Below are 16,172 nucleotides of genomic sequence, written 5' to 3'. Positions count from 1 at the left end.
AGCCCGCCATGCTCACGCCTGCCCTGCCCGACGTCCACCGCCGCGCGGCCGCCGTCCTTGCCGCCGCCAATCTCACCGTCCTCGACACCGCAACCGACACCGGCACCGACGCCACCGGCCTGCGGGTCCGGCCTGCGCCGCGCTCTCCGGAGCACACACTCGTCGTTCCCGTCGTCAACGGCCTGGAGGAACTTCCCCCGCCCCTGCCGCAGCACAACGACCGGCGCGCCGCATGGGTTCGGCTCATGCAGGCCGCCCGCAATACCTTGACCGCCACCGGATGGGAACGCCTGTGGGAGACATCGACCGGCGGCGAGTTCCTTCCCCCCGACGAGGACCGCGACGTCGGCCCCGCCGCACGGCGCGCGTCGTGCCCGACCACCCGTAGCCGGACCTGACCCGCCTCCCACACCCCGCCGACCCGGCCCCGGCCCCCGCGCCCTGCGGGCGCCGGGGCCGCCTCATCTCCGGCCCGTGCGATGCCGCTTGCGCTCGTTACCGGCCGCCAGCCCGCCCTTCGCGCCACCGGCCCGGGGGAGCGGTAACCACCACCCGGCCCGCTCCCGGACTCCGCGCCCACACGGCCTTCGAGGACGTCGTCACGGCCGCCCCGCTCCGCACCCACCGCGCCACGCCGACCACCCCCTCCGCCCGCCCCCGCGATCCCCCCGAGGAACCACCCCGGGTTCGGGACCGCCGCATGTCGCCCGCACGCCCGCCGCCCGTCCCGCCACGGTCTTGCGGGGCTTGGTTCCGTGCGGGGCAGCGTCAACCTCGCCGGAAAGGATGCTCCCGCACCCCCCCGTCCCGCCCCGGCACCCCTCACGGCGCGCCCCGGCCACCGGCCCCGCGCCGCTACCACCCGCGACCCGGAAGAGGCCCCATCGTGCCCGATCCCACCCTGACCACGCCCGGCAGCACCGACCGGGTCGTGCTCACCGAACGCCCCGCCCACCCGGTAGGCAGTCGGCGCGAGCAGGAGGAACCCCCCACGAGCACCACCACCGCGAAGGACGTCATCCGGGTCGTCACCCGCGCCTACCGCAACGGCAACAGCCGCGGCGTGCGGACCTACCTGCACATCAACTGCGGCTGCCGGATCGCCTCCTCGCTGATGGGCACGTACGACAACATCGAGGACGCCCGCCGCAAAGGCGCCGAGCTGGTCGAGGGCACCGGCGACTACTACCGGACGTGCTCGAAGTCCGGCCTCGTCAAGGCTCAGGCCCTCGGCCGCTCCGTCCGGTACTTCGACGACACCATGCAGGCCGCCGCCTCGACGTTCAACGGCGCCGGCGTCCGTGACGGGGATGTCGTCGTCGTCGCGAGCGAGGGTGTCGTCGCCATCGCCATCCGCGCCGCCGTCATCGCCATCACCGCCAAGCGCGGCCACCTGACCAGCCTCGACACCTCCGCCCGCACCTTCCGGGAAGGCCTGTACGCCGAGATCGTCGACCGCGCCGAGGCCGAGGCCCGCAAGATCCGCGCCACGGTCGACCCGCTCCACGCGGCCCCGGCCGCCGAGGAGGCCCCCGCCACCCCCGCCACGTCCTGACCAGCGTGAACCCCCGAGCCCGCCCCGCCCCGACCGCATCACGGCCGGGGCGGGGCCATGTTGCGGAGCTTGCCCGGCCCCACTCCACGGTGCGCCCCAGGCACCCGGGCGGCCCGCCCGGTGCGCGGCCATCACGGCCGAACCCTGCTATCTCGCGAGGAGAGTTCCCCCTTGTCCTTCCTGTTCATGCTCATCACCGTCCTTCAGACGGCGTCCGCCCTGGTGGCTCTGTTCACGGTCGTCAAGCCCGGCGTCTCGGAGCGGACCCGGCAGACAGCGTGCGGCATCCTGACCGCCGTGACGCTGCTCGCCGCCGTCGCCCACCTGATGAGCGGCCACACACTCTACGGAACGCTGCTCGCCGCCCTCACCGCCCTGCTCCTGATCACCTGGAGCCAGGCGCCCCGGGTCCTGGCCCGCTGGATCCGGGCACGCAAGGACGAGAAGCCCACGAAGTAGCGAGGCGAGCACCCCGCCTCACCCCCGGCCCCGGCCCGCCCTCGCGGCGGCCGGGGCCGCTCCCGTGCCCGCCGCACGCCGCGGGAACGCCTCACCCGCGTCCGCTTGCCCGCCTTGCCGGCCGCCGCCGCACGGTACGGCCACCAACGACCACCGACGGCCCGGCGCCGTCCCACGGACAGGAGTTGAACCCATGACCACCACCGCCACCACCGTGACGACCGCGGCCGCGAGCGTGATGACCGCCGACGAGGCCCTGGCCCTCGCCGACCCCTTCACCCCCTTCGGCTTCGCTCCCGACTGGTACGCGGAGATCTGCTTCTACCGCTGCCGCGACTGCGGAGCCCGGGGACCGGTCGGCCGGGCCCTGCTCGGCGGTGACTTCAACGACCTGCCCCCGGCGGAACAGGCCGCGCACACCTGGCCCACCGACCACTTCAACGCCACCGGCCACGAGTACTCCGACCGCATCACGCTCTCCCGCGCCCCCGCCCGCACCACCACCATCCGCCGCATCAGCAAGACGCCCCGGTCCGCCGCCCGCGCCTAACCCAGCGCGGCTCCGCGCACCCGCGGCCCGGCCACGGCCGAACAGCCCGTCCCGCACCAGGGGCGGGCTGTTCGGCCGCGATATACCCGCCTCACGCCGCCGCGCCGCACTGCCGCCTTGCCCCGCTTGGCCTCCCACGCTCCACAGTGCGGTTCACCGGATCGGGCCGCACAGCACGCCTCCGCCGACCCAGCCGTACTCACCGCACGGCGTATCCCACCTCACCACCCACCACCACGGAGTTACCTGTCATGTCACGAATTGTCGATGTCGTACTGCTCGCTGTTCTCACCTTCACCGCGCTGGCGTGGGCGCTGGACCGGGGGAGCCGAAAGACCCATCTGATGATTGCGACCGGTGTGGTCCTCGCCCTGGACGCCGTGGTCATCTGGCAGGACAAGCCCTGGTACGTCTGCGCCGGCTACGGCGGCCTGACGGGCCTCCTCCTCCCGGCCCTGCGCCGGGAGAGCATCCGTCGCAAGGCGGCCAAGACGGTCTCCGAGCCGAGGCCCTGACCCTCGCACGCAGCACCCCCGTGTGGCCTGCCCCGGAACACCCCGGGGCAGGCCACACGCGGCGTTTCCTCCCTCCCGGAGACCCCGCCCCGCCCATGGACCCGGGGCCGCCCCCCGTCGCGGCTGCCCGCTCGGCTCACATCCCCCCGCCGCCGCATGTCGCCGCCCGGCACCGCACCGCTTGCGGGGCTTGATCCCATCCGGGGCAGTGTCGGTGCTGCCGGAAGGCGCTCCCGCCCCCCTCCACTGTGCGGTTGAGCCCCCGGCCGGCCGGGCCGCCCCCCACCCCCGGGGCGGCCCGGCACCCCACCCCCTGATCCGGCGCCCCGTGCCACGCCGACCCTTCCCTTCATCGACCAGGAGCCCCACGTGAAGATCCGTCTCAGCACATCCGAGGCCACGTTCACCGTGTCCGGCACGATCAGCCGCCCCCAGCTCCTCGCCACCAGCCGGGACGGCACGCACCTCATGCGAGCCGAGGAATTCGAAGCCGAAATCCGCCCGCACCCGGTCGAGGACGCGCCCGGCACCCTTCAGTGGGAAGTCGACACGCTCACCATCTGGGGCTGCAAACTCGATGAGCGCCGCCGCACCACCGAAGCGCGGACGAGCCGCCTCTTCCACTACCCCGGACAGTTCCGCGACGACGCACCCGACTGGGTACAGGCCCTGGCCGAGCAGCTCCTCCCCGACTCCCCGCCGCCCCGCCTTGCGCGTCGCGTCTTCTCCCTTCCCGACCCGCCCAAGCCCGCCCCCTGACCGCCGGCCGCCTCCGGCGCGCCCCTTGTGCGGCCGGCGGGGTCGCGGGCCTTGGCCGCCCGCTCGAGAACCTCCGCCTGCCGCACCGGCACGTCACCGGCCCCGGGCCGGAGCGCCGCGACCACCACGTGAACAAGGGAGACGCACCATGCCCGATATGCTCGACACCTTCTGGGCAGTGATCGCCGAACAGCTCCAGGAGCTGCGCACCGCCAAGACCGCAGACGACGTCCTGCGCACCCTGGCCACCGACCAAGACCCCAACCGCGGGTTCTTCGCGGGCTCCGGCGGAGACGAGACCGTCAGCGACGCCCTGCACACCGCGGGCTGGGAACTGGTCTGGGCGGAGTCCTCCCTCTGCTACACGATGCGCGCCCCCGACGGATCGATGATCACCTACATCGAGAGCGACATCCACCGCGGCGACCGCCACGGCAACAACCCCGACCAGACCGGCCGCCCCACCAACTGACCTTCCACGCACCGCGCCTGCGCGTACCAGGCCCACCTCTGTCGAAAGGGGTGGGCCTTCGCACTGCCCCGCTCCTGCCCGTCGCGTTCCGCCTTGCTCGGCTAGCTGGGTGGCATCACACCGTACTCCCCGTCAACCAGCTGCCCCACCGAGCGAAGCCGAGGGAGCCGAACATGACCAAGCCGCCTGAGAACTCGTGGACGGAACTGACCCAGGAGCGGCGTGACGCCATCGACGCCCGTGACCTGACCCACTGGTCCCTGCGGCAGCTGCGAGCCGAAATCAGACGCCGGGAACCCTACGCCCAACAGGAGCCCGTCGCGTACTGGCTGCACCGACTCGCCGCACGAGCGGCCGAGGTCCGTACTGAAAACGAGCTGCGTAACCTGCCTCGGCACCCCGGACTGCGCGTCGTGCCGAACCGAGCCCGTTCGCCATGGACGTACGTGATCACACTGCGCGAGAACGGACAGAGCCTGATCGGGCTGGACTACCCAGAGTCCAACATGGCCCACGAGGCCGCGGACCGGCTGGTAGCCGCCTGCGACTGGACGGTCCCGCCCGCTGAACACACCCCGGAGCACCGGGCCGCCGCTGCGGCCGAGCACGCCCGGCTGGAGAACCGATTGGGATTCTCATCGTGGCCGGAGCCTCCCACCAGCCCCGAGGGCATCTGAGGGGGCACACCCCGCCCGCTGACCTTCCACCCCCCGTCTCCTGGCCCGGCCCCGTCCTGCACCCTCGCAGGCGGGGCCGCCTGCCGTCCGCCGCGCGCCGCCCCTCCCTCTCGACGCCCTGCCGCTCATACGCCCAACGCTGCTGCAACCCGCTCGGGTTGCCGCTCTAGCCGGCCGCACCGCGACAGTGCCGCCACCGTCCGCCGCACCCCACGCCCTCAGGGCGACCTGGCGCGGCCCCCGGCCTCCCCCCCCTTCCCGAACCCGAGAGGCAGCCCGGCATGTTCCTGCACCTGACCACCCTCCTCAACCTCGACCAGGACCCGATAGCCACCGTCGACGCCCAGTTCGTCGGCGGTGCCCTCTCCAACACCTCCATGGTCGTCGCCACCGACCCCGACCGCACCGGCGGCATGGTCGCCCTCCACTCGTACGGGCCGTTCGCCACCACCGACGACGCCCGCGCCTGGGCCGTCGCCCACCTCACCCCCTACAGCAGCTGGACCGTCGCCTCCCTCGCCACCCCCTACACCAACGCCGAGGGCAACGCCGGACGCCGCAAGCCGGTCACCCACTCCACGACCACGCGCCCCGCCCGCGCGAACACCATCGCCGCCTACCTCAAGGTCCACCAGCTCACCCGACTGCGCTACGGCACCCGCACCGACACCCCCCGCCAGGGCTTCACCGCCCGCGAACTCGACCACCCCCAGCTCGGCCCCGTCGTCGAGCTCACCGCGCTCGGCCCCGACGCCTACCAGCGCGAGAGCGACCACCACCGCATGCGCACCGTGCTGCGCCACGAGCACGCCCGCTACGAGGTCACCGACCACCACACCCACCTCCTGGTGCGGCGCCTGTCCGACGCCGAACTCCACGCGGCCGCCGACCGGGCCGCCGCCCGCGTCGCCCCGCACCTGACCCCCCTCACCTCCGGCGCCACCGAACCGACGGCCGCCGAGGAGGCCGCGCACACCCTGTTCGACGCCGTCCTGAGGGCCGCGCGCGAGGTGGCCTCCGACCATCCCGACGACGCCGACCTCACGGACGAGATCCGGGACATGGACGCCCCCGCCGCCCTGGCCGCCCTCAAGACCGCGTCCCTGCCCTCGGACATGATCGGCCCCATCGCGGACGCCCTCACCCTCCTCGCCCCGCACACCTACAGCCCGGCGCACTGACCGCACGCCCCGGCCACCCTTGCGGCCGTTGGCTCCGACCCGCCCAGGGTCAGCACACCGGCCGGGGGAGCGATGACCACCAACCCGCCCCCCGGCCGCCCCACCCGCCCCCCGGCCGCCCCACCCGCCCGCCAAGTGGCAGACACCAACTCAGGAGGCCCCGTGATCCGCAACCCGCTGCGCCGCCCCGTCAACGTCGGCGAGCTCCTGCGCGCCGCCGACGAACGACCCGCCCCCGGCCACATCGTCCAGGTCGTCACCGAGTGGTCCGAATCCTGCGCGTGCGGCGGCAACTTCCTCGGCCACGAGGAGGAACCCTGCCGCCCGGACTGCACCGGCTACTACCCCGTGGCCGGATGGAGCTACGTGGCGGGATCGCGCGGCGGCCCCCAGGCAGCCGGCCAGCCCGGCGACAGCTACGGCCCCACCATGGCAGCCCCCTCCTACACCTGACCCCCGGCACCCCGCACCACCCCCGCACAAGAGGGAGACCCCACCCATGAGCCAGCTCACCTACCCCCGCACCGCAGCTACCATCACCGCCCGCGCACGCATGGCCCTGGCCGCCTACCGCGCGGTCCCCGGCCACGAGGCCACCCACCAGCTCGAACGCTCCCTCCACGACATGTGGCAGTACGGCTACTTCGCCCTCCGCAACGACGACACCTCCACCTCGCCGTGGACCCAGACCAGCCAACAACTCTTCGACGCCCTCCAACTGCTCAAGCCAGCCGCCGCCCAGCCCGCCCACACAGCTCGCGCCGCCGCCAACGCGATCCACCGCTTCGAACAGACCACCGGCATCACCCCCGGCACCGCACCAGAGCCCCTCTACACCCGCACCGAAGCCGAACAGGCCGCCCACGCCGCCTTCGAACGCCTCCGCCTGTACATCAAGCTCGACCACGACCACGACCGCCAGTTCGTCACCGAAGCCTTCCTCGCCTTCCTCGACAACCCCGACAGCCCCTACCCCTACAAGAGCCACGACCCCGACGACGAAGAGAACGACGGCGACGAGCCGGAGCTGAGCCCCGCCGAGACCGGGGAACAAGAGAACTCGCTGCTCTACTGGCTCGGCCGCCGCACCGACACGCCCCCCAGCAGCACCTGAACGGCCTCCCGACCGCCCCACCACGGCCCCGTGCCCGGACCCCGTCCCGGCACGGGGCCGCCTCGCGTCCCCGCCCCCACCCACGCCGCTGTCGCCGTCGCGGGTAGCCCTGGGGCCGCGCGCTGCTCACCTCCGCCCGGTCCGGCGGTTGCGGCCGTTGCCGCCCACCCGGCCAGGGTCAGCGCGCCGGTCGGGGCAGCGGTGATCACCACCCCGCCCCCGGCCGCGCCCCTGCCCGATCCCCAAACCGCGAAGGGTCCCGCCATGACCACCGCTCCAGCCCCCGCCGCCTCGCCCGAGACCGTTGCCGCCTCCCTGTCCGTCGGCGCGTTCAACTCAGTGTTCGAGGACGACCCGAGCATGACGATCGCCGTGCACCTGACCACCGGGTCCAGCATCGCCGTCACCGGCCGACTCGGCGACGACTACGACATGCACTTCAGCCCCGCAGAGGTGTCCGCCGCCCTGGACTGGCTCACCCGCGCCGTGGCCACCGATCCGCGCGCGGTCATCGCTGTCACCGCCGACCGCGACGACGAGAAGAATTCGGCACACGGCTGGGCATGGTTCGTCGACACCGGTGAGGCTTTGCCCGCGAGTGCGGCCTCCTCACTGTTCCCCGACCACGTCGAACTGCTCGGCGCCCAACAGCCGTGGGTCACCCTCGGAGGTCCTCGGCCGCTGGTCGACACGAGCGCCGACGGCCTGGCGTACACCGCGCTCAACGACGACGTGAAGACGGTCGTCACCGCGCACGGCGAGCCGAGGCGGCCGGCCGCCGGTCACCGGATCGCGCTGCGCCTGGACGGCACGGTCACCGTCCACGTCAACGCCGCCGACGTCCCCGCGGCCCAGGCCGCGCTGGAAGAGATCGGCCACGAGGATTTCGACATCGACCTGACGACTCGCGACGGCCACGTGATCGGCCACATCACGCTCGGCGACGCCGACGGCGCCGAACTGGTCAGCATCGACGACGTTCCCGCCGACGAATTGTCCGACGACGACATGCGCTGACGGGCCCCGCCCTTTCCCCGAACGGGGCGCGGTGAACTGCCGCGCCCCACCTTCACCGCGCTGCTCCCTCACACACCCGGCCCAGCGGCCAGTGACCCGTCCGCGCAGGGGAGGCCCGCCCCGCCTCCGGGGCGGGCCTCTCACGGTCGCCGTACCGCCTGCCGACCGGACCCCGACACCTTCGACCCGCTCTTGCGGGGCTTGCCCCCGGCTGGGGGAGTGTCGGTGATGCCAGAAGGCGCTCCCGCACCACCCCCTCACCCGGGTGCGGTCGAGCCCCCGGCCGCCGGACCGCCCCTCCCCCCGGGGCGGTCCGGCACCCGCCATCGGCCCGCTGAAGGGAACCCCACTCATGCGCACCTACGCCACCGCCCAGCACACCGGAACCGACCCCGGCCAGTGCGACGCCACCGCCGTCCGCACCTCCCCGGACGGAACCCGCGCGTACGTTCTCCTGGACGGCATCGGCCGACGCGAGACAACCCACCGATGGGCCCTCGGCGCCGCCCGGCAGATCGCCCGAACCGCCGCCCACCGGGGCAGCGCGGAGGCCGGACTGCGGCACGTGTACAACCTGTGCCGGCAGGACGCCATCCACGACGGATCCAGCGACAAGGCGGCGGCCGTGGTCGCCGTCAAGGCCCCCGGCAAACCGTTGACGGTCGCCTGGTGCGGCGACTCCCGCGCGTACCTGATGGAACGCGGGATCGCAGTGCGCCTCACCGAAGACCACAACAAGCGCCGCGTCTACCCCCCCACCGCCACCTATCCCTACAGCGGCAACCGGAACCACATCACCTCCTTCCTCGGTTCCGACGCCACCGACGAGGACAGACAGCGCCAGTACGGTCACCCCGCGATCGAGACCACCACCCGGAAAATCACCGGCCCCTGCCGCCTGCTGCTCGCCTCGGACGGCGCGTACGAGCCCCACGAGGACGCCCGACACTGCCTGTTCACCGAGTGCGACGGCGACGACCTGATTCCCACCGTCCGGGACCTGGTGAACCTGGCTGTCGACACCGCCGTCAAGACCAGCCGCGCCCTGGACCCGAACCAGGTCTACGCGGACAACGCGACCGCCCTCCTGGCCGACCTGGCCCCCTGACCACCCGCCGCCGCTGACTCCGCATCCGCGTACCGGCCCTGTTCTGCACCCGCAGGCGGGGCCGTCCGCGTCCGCGCCCCGCCCTGGCCGCCGGGCCACACCCAGCCCAGTCCCGCTCTTCCGGTTGCTGCTCTAACCCCCGGCACCCGGAAGAAGCAGCCCATGCACCCGATCCCTCAACGCTGCGCTCACCGACCCCTCGCAGGCGGACTGGTCGTACCGTACGTATCCCTCATCCACGGCGGCCACGCGGCATTCGGCACCCTCGACGCCGACCGAGCCCGCGCCGCCTTCCTCGACCGCCTCTGCCAGATCTGCGGCCACCCGCTCGACGAACGATGCTGGCTGATCGTCCGCCCCGCCGACATCGCCCGGAGCCACTCGCCAGAACCGGCACTGCACCCCGAGTGCCTGCCCTACACCGCCGCAACCTGTCCCATGCTCAACGGCCAGGCCACCCACTACCGGCAGCGTTCCGTCCTGGCCAGCCACCCGGCCGGGCGGCCCTGCACCGACCCGTCCTGCCCGTGCCCCTCCCGCACGCCCGACAACGGCCACGCCGCCCGCAGCGGCCGCCCCGCCGACCGGTACGAAGCATGGATGATCGACACCCGCCACTACCAGCTCGTACCGCAGCTGGACACACCCGACGTCCCCGCGGGCATCAGCCTCAACGTGCCCATCCTGCGCAAGCGCACCCTGCGCGAGGCCACCCCGACAGCCGCCCGGTCCGCCTTCCTCGAACTGATGCGCTCCGCTCTGGAACTCGGCATCGCGGCCGACTGCCCAGCCTCCGCCGATAACGACAGCTGACCGGCGGCCCCTCACGGCCCCGTGCCCGGACCCCGCCCCCGGCACGGGGCCGAGCCCTGCTTCCGGGCGGACGACGACCTTGCAGCCGTAACTCCCCGCCCGTTCACGATCGGGCCCACCGGAGCCCCCGGGGGAGCAGCGCCCCCCTTCGGCCTCAGCCCTCTCTTATGAAGCGGAGCATCACCGTGACCACCCCGACCAGCACCGATGCCGTCGCCCTGTGGCAGAACCTTGCCGACGCCCTCAACGCCCTCATCGCCGCCGGACAGTTCCCCGACTTCCACGACCTGTACGGATCGCGCAACCACTGGCAGCCCCAGCCCTACGCCTCCACCCCCGTCCACGCCGATGCCTCCTGGGTGGTCTTCGACCTGACCACCCGGCAGTTCACCGTCTCCAGCCGGGAGCGGACCCTCGGCGGCGAGCACTACCGGCGCCCCTCGCGCCAGCGCCGCTGACTCCCCGGTCCCGAAACCCGCGCTCACCCACCTTTCCCGCCCAGGAGCCGACCGTGCGCACGCCCACACCGTCCCCCCACACCGACCCCGTCAACGAGTTCATCCAGGCACTGACCACCTGGAATCAGAAACACCCGCACGCCATCTCACCCGACGACAGCGACACCGACTACGTGCCGATCACGGTCAACGCGACCACCACCGTCGACATCCACCCCGGACTGCTGCGCCTGCTCGCCGATGAGATCACCGCCGCCCTCACCCCCCAGCGCGACCTTCCCGACCTCGACCCCGCCGACCTGGACCCCTACACCGGCAGCGACGGAATCATCTACCACGGCAACGGCGAACCCGACTTCGAGGCCACCGCCGAGGCCGCCGAGGACAGCGCCCCCCGCGAAGACTGCAACGGCCGCGCCGTGTAACCGAACAACCCCACGGCCCCGCGCCCGGACACTCCCGTCCCGGCGCGGGGCCGTGGGGTTGTTCGGCCGCAAGGACCGCCGCCGGCCGACCACGCCGCTCCTTGCCCGCGTAACCCCCCGCCGCCCCACCGTCACTCCCGTCAACCAGCCGCGCCCCGATGGGAGTACCCGCCGTGACGACCGCCGTGACCCGCCCCCTGACCGTCACCGCCCGCATCGACGCCACCGACGCCGTCGGCAGCGCCCCGGCCCCGGCCGTGTACACCGCCACCGTCTACGTGAACACCGCCCGCCACAGCTTCGACGGCTACCAGCCCCGCCACCCGCTCGCCGCCGCCACCCACCCCGACGGCAGCCCCCTGCGCCTGGTCTTCCACGCCAGCGACCGCGTCCGCGACCACGAGACCGCGGCCGACGCAGCCTTCGTGGTCGGCAACCACCAGGGCGCGGACGACAACGGCCAGACCTGGCCCGCAGACATCCGCTCCGTCTCCGTCGGCGACGTCATCAAGGTCACCGGACCCGACCACTGGATCGTCCATCTCAGCGTCGACCACACTGGCTTCTCCGCCGTCCCCGAGCCCACCCACCTGACCGACCTCGCCGGGTCCCGCGCCTCCAGCCGCCGCTGACTACCCCCGCCACACCCCGCTACGGCCCCCGGGCCGGGACACCAAGTCCCGGCCCGGGGGCCGTTTCGCGTACGCCCACACCACGACTTGCCCGGCTAACCCCGCGCCCCCGCACGGTCACACCACCAGCCGCACCCCCGCCCCCCGGGGCTGCGGTCCTTCAACCGGAAGGCGAACTGCCCCGATGACCGTGACCGTCGAAGAGATCCCCTTCACCCCCGTCCCCACGCAGGAGGACATCAAGCCCGGCCGCCGCGTCCGACTGGTCAACATCTCGCCCGCCTCCCTGAACGGGCTCACCGGCACCACCCAGACCAACCCCAACCCCCGCGTCACCCGCCTGGACGTCCTTCTCGACGAGAGCTCCACCGAATTCCTGCGCCGCGACCGCCGCGCCCGCGCGTCCAGCAAGATCAGGGTCCCCGCTCCCGACGTCACCCGGCAGCTCCTCACCCGCATCCCGAACGACTGCATGTTCTACGCCGGGAACGACAGCTGACCAGCCCCGCCCTCACGGCCCCGTGCCCGGACACCCGTCCCGGCCCGGGGCCGCCCCGCATCCTGCCGGGCTTGCCCCGCTAAGCCCCGCCGTCCCGACCGTGTCGCCCGCCGACCGCCCCGGCCACACCGGCCCGCGCGCTCGGCAGCATCCACCACCGACACCCCGGGACCAACTCATGACGACCGACCCCCACACCCCCTCCAGCCACCTCAAGGACGTCGAGGCGCTCCTCGCCCTCGACCCCGACGACCGCCCCCAGTGGTTCCGCGACCTGACCGCCGGTATGACCGGCGACGCCCCCGCCGCCCTGGGCGACCCGGCCAAGACACGGCGACTGCTCGCCCTGCCCGCCGACCAGCGCCCCGACTGGCTGAACGAGTTCCTCGGCAACATGACCGTCCCGCCGATCCCCGACACCAGCACCAACCCCCTGCTGGACGTCGTCACGGCCAACACCGCCTACGGACAGAAGAACGCCACGCTCGTCTTCCCCCTCACCAAGGTCCTCGCCGCCGCCGAGCACGCAGCCGCCGCCGACAAGCACAAGCTCGGCTACGCGGAAACCAAGGCCGCGCCCCGCCTGTGGTGGGTCAAGGACGACGGCACCTACCTCATGAGCAACGGCCAGGACCCCACCGACACCCGCGATGACAACGGCCGCCTTCCCCACGTCGTCCACGCCGACGGCTGGGGGCCAGGCACCGATGCCCGCTCCGTCCTCGGCGGTGACGACTTCCGCGAATCCATCGACCTGACCACCCCTGTCTCCGAGGACGGCACCACCCTGCTCGGCATGCTCCGCAAAGCCGCCGCCGAGGGCGCCACCCGCTTCCTGCTGAAGGCCGCCTTCGACGACACGTACATGGAGCTGACCTACATCACCAAGTAACCGAACAACCCCTACGGTCCCGTGCCCGGACACACGTCCCGGCACGGGACCGCCCGCGTACCCTGCCCCCTCCACACCCCACGGTGCCGGGCCAGCACCCCCGGCCCGCCCCCGCACCGGGCCGAAGCCGCCCCCGCCCGCCTTGTCGCCCTAACGCCCGCGCCCCCGACCGTGTGCCCCGCCGAGCCCCGTGCCGGCACACCCACCCAGCACCGCACACACGAGGGGCACCATGACCACCCACGCTCAGCCCACCCCGACCGACCAGGCCCCCGACACGGAGTACGCACTCCTCGTCCCCGGCCTGATCACCGTCTACGTCACCGCCCCCACGGAAGCCGCAGCCCGGGAAGCACTGACGCTGGAGACCGCGGACACCATCGAGCTCCACGACCTCACGGTCGGCCGCCTGGCCATCACCGGCCTCGACCTAGTCCCGGCCGCCGCGAAACTCGACAAGATCGACGACACCCTCATCGACGGCTCGCTCCCCGACGCCGACTTCCACATCTCCGACATCGCCCGCGTCGCCACCCGCACCCTCGGCGACAACTGGACCGCGACCGCCGGAACGTACGCGGTCACCGGCTACCTGGAGAACAAGACCCGCCGCACCGGCACCTACACCCTGTCCGTGGTCGAGGGCACCCTCCAACTCCAGCACGAGCGGTGGGCCGACCCGTGCGCCGAGTTCGACGGCAACGACCTGCCCACCCTCGCCGAAGCCGTCGCCACCGCAATCCTGGACGACCTGTGCCGCAACGAGGACTGCGGCGAGTCCACCAGCGACGGCGAAGGCTACGACGGAGAGTGCGGCAGCTGCGCCGACCGCACCGCCCGCTCCGAAACCCCCGAACCCGAAGACGACTGACCCCGCCCAACCCCACCCCCGGCCCCCGCATCAGGAGGCCGGGGGCGGGGCCTTGTCGCGCTAACTCCCCGCCGCCCCACTGTCGGACCCGCCGCGCCCGCCCCGGCCCCGCGCCGCCGGCGACCCCGCGCGCCCATCCACACCGACCGATGCCAGGGATCCGACATGACCGAACCCACCGCCCCCGAGGACTTCGACGCCCTGCTCCGCGAAGTCCTCGGCGAGGACTACCAGCCCCCCGCCCGGCAGGACTGCACGCTCGCCTTCCCGCTCGACAAGGTCCGCTCCATCGCCGAGCTCGCCGTCGCCGCCCGCGAGCACGCGATCGGCCCCGGCGACCCCGACGCCCGCCCCCGCCTGTGGTGGATCAAGGGCGACGGCACCTTCCTCATGAGCAACGGCATCGACAACACCCCCCACACCCGCGACGCCGACGGCAACTGGCACCACATCGTCTACGCCGACGACTGGGGGCCGGGCACCGACCCCTCCACCGTTCTCGGCGGCGACGACCTCCACGAGACCCTCGACCTGACCCAGCCGCTCCCCGACGGCCAGGTCCTGATCGACATGCTGCGCACCGCTCCCGACCACGCCACCCGCTTCCTGCTCCACATCACCCACGACGACGAGGGCATGGCTCTCACCATGACCACCAGCTAGCCCCACCCCTTCGCGGCCCCGTGCCCGGACACCCGTCCGGGCACGGGGCCGCTCTCGTGTTTCCCGCCTGAGGCACCCGCCACCCCAACCTGCATCCCGCCCCCCGGCACCCGCGCACCACACCCGCCCCACCCGCTCCCCGGGCCGCCTACCGTCCCAAGCGAACCCGCAGGCCCAGGCCACAACCAGAAGGGGGGGAGCGCCGTGAAGCACGAGACCACCATCAACGAACTCGCCGCGTACGCAGGTCTCTTCAGCACCGTCGACCACATCACGGTCCCCGAGACCCACCCGGACACCGACATCACCGAGGAGGTCACCCTCCCCCCGCCGCTCATCCGCCGCACCCAGCGCCGCGACGACACCGTCGTGTGGATCCTCACCCCGCCCGGCATCCACGAACGCATCTTCGTCGCCGACCAGGCCCCCGTCACCGTCTACCTCAAGGACGTCGACCCCGGCCGCTTCACCGGCCACGTCCCCCAGCAGGCCGCCGCGCCCCAGCAGACCACCGCACCGGCCGCCTGGCCCCAGCAGCAGGCCGCCGCGCCCGTCGCCTACCCGGCCCAGCAGCAGGCGCCCGCCCCCCAGGCCGCCGCCCCGCAGCGGTCCGCCGCACCCTGGTCGAACCAGGGCTGACCCCAACCCCGGCCCCGGCCACCGCCCCGCGCGGCAGCCGGGGCCGCTCCATGCCCGCACCTACCGTCACCGTGACGACTCCGGCCACCCCGGCCGCGCACCGACCGCACCGCCCGGCGCCCTCGAAGGCCCCGCCGGCGCAGCGGTCGAGGGAACACCCGGAGCAGCGGCCGGAGCAGCGGACCGGACCGGAGCGGTCCCAGACGCCGGGGGAGCGGCCGGAGCCGTCACCGGGGAAGCGGCGACCGGCGCCGCGCCCGCGCCGCGCGACCGGTCGCCCGCCTGCCCCGGACCGCGCCCACCATCGAGCTGCTGCTCCCCGCCCGGCCCGCCCGCCGACTCCTGCTGCGGCGCCACCGTCTTCTCCGGGCCGCCCGCCTTCCCCTTCCCGGGCGCCGCGCCCTCGGCGGCCAGGACCTCCCGCGCCAGCCGTCGCAGCTCCTTGACCCGCTCCACCCCCACACCCAGCCGCTGCCCACACCCGGCCACCGTCTCCCCGGCCTCACCCATCGCCAGCACGACCCGCGCCGCCGCCGCCTTCGCCGCGTCGATCCGCACCTGGCCGCGCTCACGCACCTGCCGAACCTCCTCCTCCACCTTGGCGGCCGCCGCGGCCTCGTCCTCCACCGCCAGCTCGAAGTCGGCCACCAGCTCGTCGAACTGAGCCTCCTTGCGCAGCCGCTCCGCCTCCGCCTCCTCCGCCTCCCGCCGCTGCTCGGCCATCCGCGCCGCGGCCCGCGCCAGCGCCGCCTTCCGGCGCGCCAGCGTCGCGCTGTTCTTCCCCTTGCTCTTGGTCCGGCTCGACGCCACCACAGCCACCTCCCGGCATCTCGCGCCCACCCCTGCGGCAGGCCGCGCCCGGTCAGTCTCAGC

At 73.5% G+C, this 16,172-nt stretch carries 23 protein-coding genes; 22 read left to right on the top strand and 1 reads right to left on the bottom strand.

The annotated features are described in order from the left end of the window. Window positions 1-8 precede the first annotated feature (8 nt). From ACGRHY_RS26715 to ACGRHY_RS26610, 22 genes are all read left to right on the top strand, one after another. Entirely contained in the window at window positions 9-398 is a 390-nt protein-coding gene (locus tag ACGRHY_RS26715) for a hypothetical protein (protein WP_394637846.1), read from the top strand. Window positions 399-886: 488 nt separating this feature from the next. Beyond that, on the top strand, window positions 887-1,555 hold the full coding sequence (locus ACGRHY_RS26710; protein WP_394637845.1) for a hypothetical protein: 669 nt from the start codon (window positions 887-889) through the stop codon (window positions 1,553-1,555). A 171-nt stretch (window positions 1,556-1,726) separates the two neighbouring features. Continuing rightward, window positions 1,727-2,014, top strand: coding sequence for a hypothetical protein (locus tag ACGRHY_RS26705; protein WP_394637844.1), 288 nt, complete (start codon window positions 1,727-1,729; stop codon window positions 2,012-2,014). A 193-nt stretch (window positions 2,015-2,207) separates the two neighbouring features. Then, window positions 2,208-2,564 (top strand): hypothetical protein, encoded by a 357-nt coding sequence (locus ACGRHY_RS26700; RefSeq protein WP_394637843.1) that lies wholly within the window; start codon window positions 2,208-2,210, stop codon window positions 2,562-2,564. A 251-nt stretch (window positions 2,565-2,815) separates the two neighbouring features. Continuing rightward, a complete protein-coding gene (locus tag ACGRHY_RS26695; protein WP_394637842.1) occupies window positions 2,816-3,079 on the top strand; it encodes a hypothetical protein in 264 nt (87 codons plus the stop codon). A 369-nt stretch (window positions 3,080-3,448) separates the two neighbouring features. Continuing rightward, window positions 3,449-3,838, top strand: coding sequence for a hypothetical protein (locus ACGRHY_RS26690; protein ID WP_394637841.1), 390 nt, complete (start codon window positions 3,449-3,451; stop codon window positions 3,836-3,838). A 148-nt stretch (window positions 3,839-3,986) separates the two neighbouring features. Further along, complete coding sequence (locus tag ACGRHY_RS26685) at window positions 3,987-4,310, top strand: hypothetical protein (protein ID WP_394637840.1); 324 nt, start codon at window positions 3,987-3,989, stop codon at window positions 4,308-4,310. A 173-nt stretch (window positions 4,311-4,483) separates the two neighbouring features. Further along, window positions 4,484-4,987: a hypothetical protein gene (locus tag ACGRHY_RS26680; protein WP_394637839.1), complete on the top strand. Its 504-nt coding sequence runs from the start codon at window positions 4,484-4,486 to the stop codon at window positions 4,985-4,987. A gap of 281 nt (window positions 4,988-5,268) precedes the next feature. Further along, window positions 5,269-6,168 carry a hypothetical protein gene (locus ACGRHY_RS26675; protein ID WP_394637838.1) on the top strand — a complete coding sequence of 300 codons (900 nt, stop codon included), beginning with the start codon at window positions 5,269-5,271 and terminating at the stop codon, window positions 6,166-6,168. A 162-nt stretch (window positions 6,169-6,330) separates the two neighbouring features. Further along, window positions 6,331-6,621 carry a hypothetical protein gene (locus ACGRHY_RS26670; RefSeq protein ID WP_394637837.1) on the top strand — a complete coding sequence of 97 codons (291 nt, stop codon included), beginning with the start codon at window positions 6,331-6,333 and terminating at the stop codon, window positions 6,619-6,621. Between the two features lie 46 nt (window positions 6,622-6,667). After that, complete coding sequence (locus tag ACGRHY_RS26665; protein ID WP_394637836.1) at window positions 6,668-7,282, top strand: hypothetical protein; 615 nt, start codon at window positions 6,668-6,670, stop codon at window positions 7,280-7,282. A 264-nt stretch (window positions 7,283-7,546) separates the two neighbouring features. Then, a complete protein-coding gene (locus tag ACGRHY_RS26660; protein WP_394637835.1) occupies window positions 7,547-8,299 on the top strand; it encodes a hypothetical protein in 753 nt (250 codons plus the stop codon). Window positions 8,300-8,651: 352 nt separating this feature from the next. Further along, window positions 8,652-9,407, top strand: coding sequence for a PP2C family serine/threonine-protein phosphatase (locus tag ACGRHY_RS26655; RefSeq protein ID WP_394637834.1), 756 nt, complete (start codon window positions 8,652-8,654; stop codon window positions 9,405-9,407). A gap of 162 nt (window positions 9,408-9,569) precedes the next feature. Next, a complete protein-coding gene (locus ACGRHY_RS26650) occupies window positions 9,570-10,220 on the top strand; it encodes a cell envelope biogenesis protein OmpA (RefSeq protein WP_394637833.1) in 651 nt (216 codons plus the stop codon). Between the two features lie 185 nt (window positions 10,221-10,405). Next, on the top strand, window positions 10,406-10,678 hold the full coding sequence (locus ACGRHY_RS26645; RefSeq protein ID WP_394637832.1) for a hypothetical protein: 273 nt from the start codon (window positions 10,406-10,408) through the stop codon (window positions 10,676-10,678). Between the two features lie 53 nt (window positions 10,679-10,731). Continuing rightward, window positions 10,732-11,103, top strand: a complete 372-nt coding sequence (locus ACGRHY_RS26640; RefSeq protein ID WP_394637831.1) for a hypothetical protein — start codon at window positions 10,732-10,734, stop codon at window positions 11,101-11,103. A gap of 173 nt (window positions 11,104-11,276) precedes the next feature. Then, window positions 11,277-11,735 (top strand): hypothetical protein, encoded by a 459-nt coding sequence (locus ACGRHY_RS26635; protein ID WP_394637830.1) that lies wholly within the window; start codon window positions 11,277-11,279, stop codon window positions 11,733-11,735. Window positions 11,736-11,919: 184 nt separating this feature from the next. Beyond that, window positions 11,920-12,234, top strand: a complete 315-nt coding sequence (locus tag ACGRHY_RS26630) for a hypothetical protein (RefSeq protein ID WP_394637829.1) — start codon at window positions 11,920-11,922, stop codon at window positions 12,232-12,234. 178 nt (window positions 12,235-12,412) lie between these two features. After that, entirely contained in the window at window positions 12,413-13,126 is a 714-nt protein-coding gene (locus ACGRHY_RS26625; protein WP_394637828.1) for a DUF3085 domain-containing protein, read from the top strand. A 232-nt stretch (window positions 13,127-13,358) separates the two neighbouring features. Beyond that, window positions 13,359-13,997 (top strand): hypothetical protein, encoded by a 639-nt coding sequence (locus ACGRHY_RS26620; protein ID WP_394637827.1) that lies wholly within the window; start codon window positions 13,359-13,361, stop codon window positions 13,995-13,997. Window positions 13,998-14,162: 165 nt separating this feature from the next. Continuing rightward, entirely contained in the window at window positions 14,163-14,660 is a 498-nt protein-coding gene (locus ACGRHY_RS26615) for a hypothetical protein (RefSeq protein ID WP_394637826.1), read from the top strand. A gap of 204 nt (window positions 14,661-14,864) precedes the next feature. Beyond that, window positions 14,865-15,299, top strand: coding sequence for a hypothetical protein (locus ACGRHY_RS26610; RefSeq protein ID WP_394637825.1), 435 nt, complete (start codon window positions 14,865-14,867; stop codon window positions 15,297-15,299). Between the two features lie 66 nt (window positions 15,300-15,365). Here the strand turns inward: ACGRHY_RS26610 and ACGRHY_RS26605 are convergent, their stop codons facing one another. After that, window positions 15,366-16,109 (bottom strand): hypothetical protein, encoded by a 744-nt coding sequence (locus ACGRHY_RS26605; protein ID WP_394637824.1) that lies wholly within the window; start codon window positions 16,107-16,109, stop codon window positions 15,366-15,368. Window positions 16,110-16,172: the final 63 nt, after the last annotated feature.

It is taken from the genome of Streptomyces shinuiensis (assembly GCF_043660855.1).
In the GTDB taxonomy this organism is placed as follows: domain Bacteria; phylum Actinomycetota; class Actinomycetes; order Streptomycetales; family Streptomycetaceae; genus Streptomyces.
Note: the sequence above shows the minus strand (reverse complement) of the source record. Positions and strands in the feature narration are given on the sequence as shown.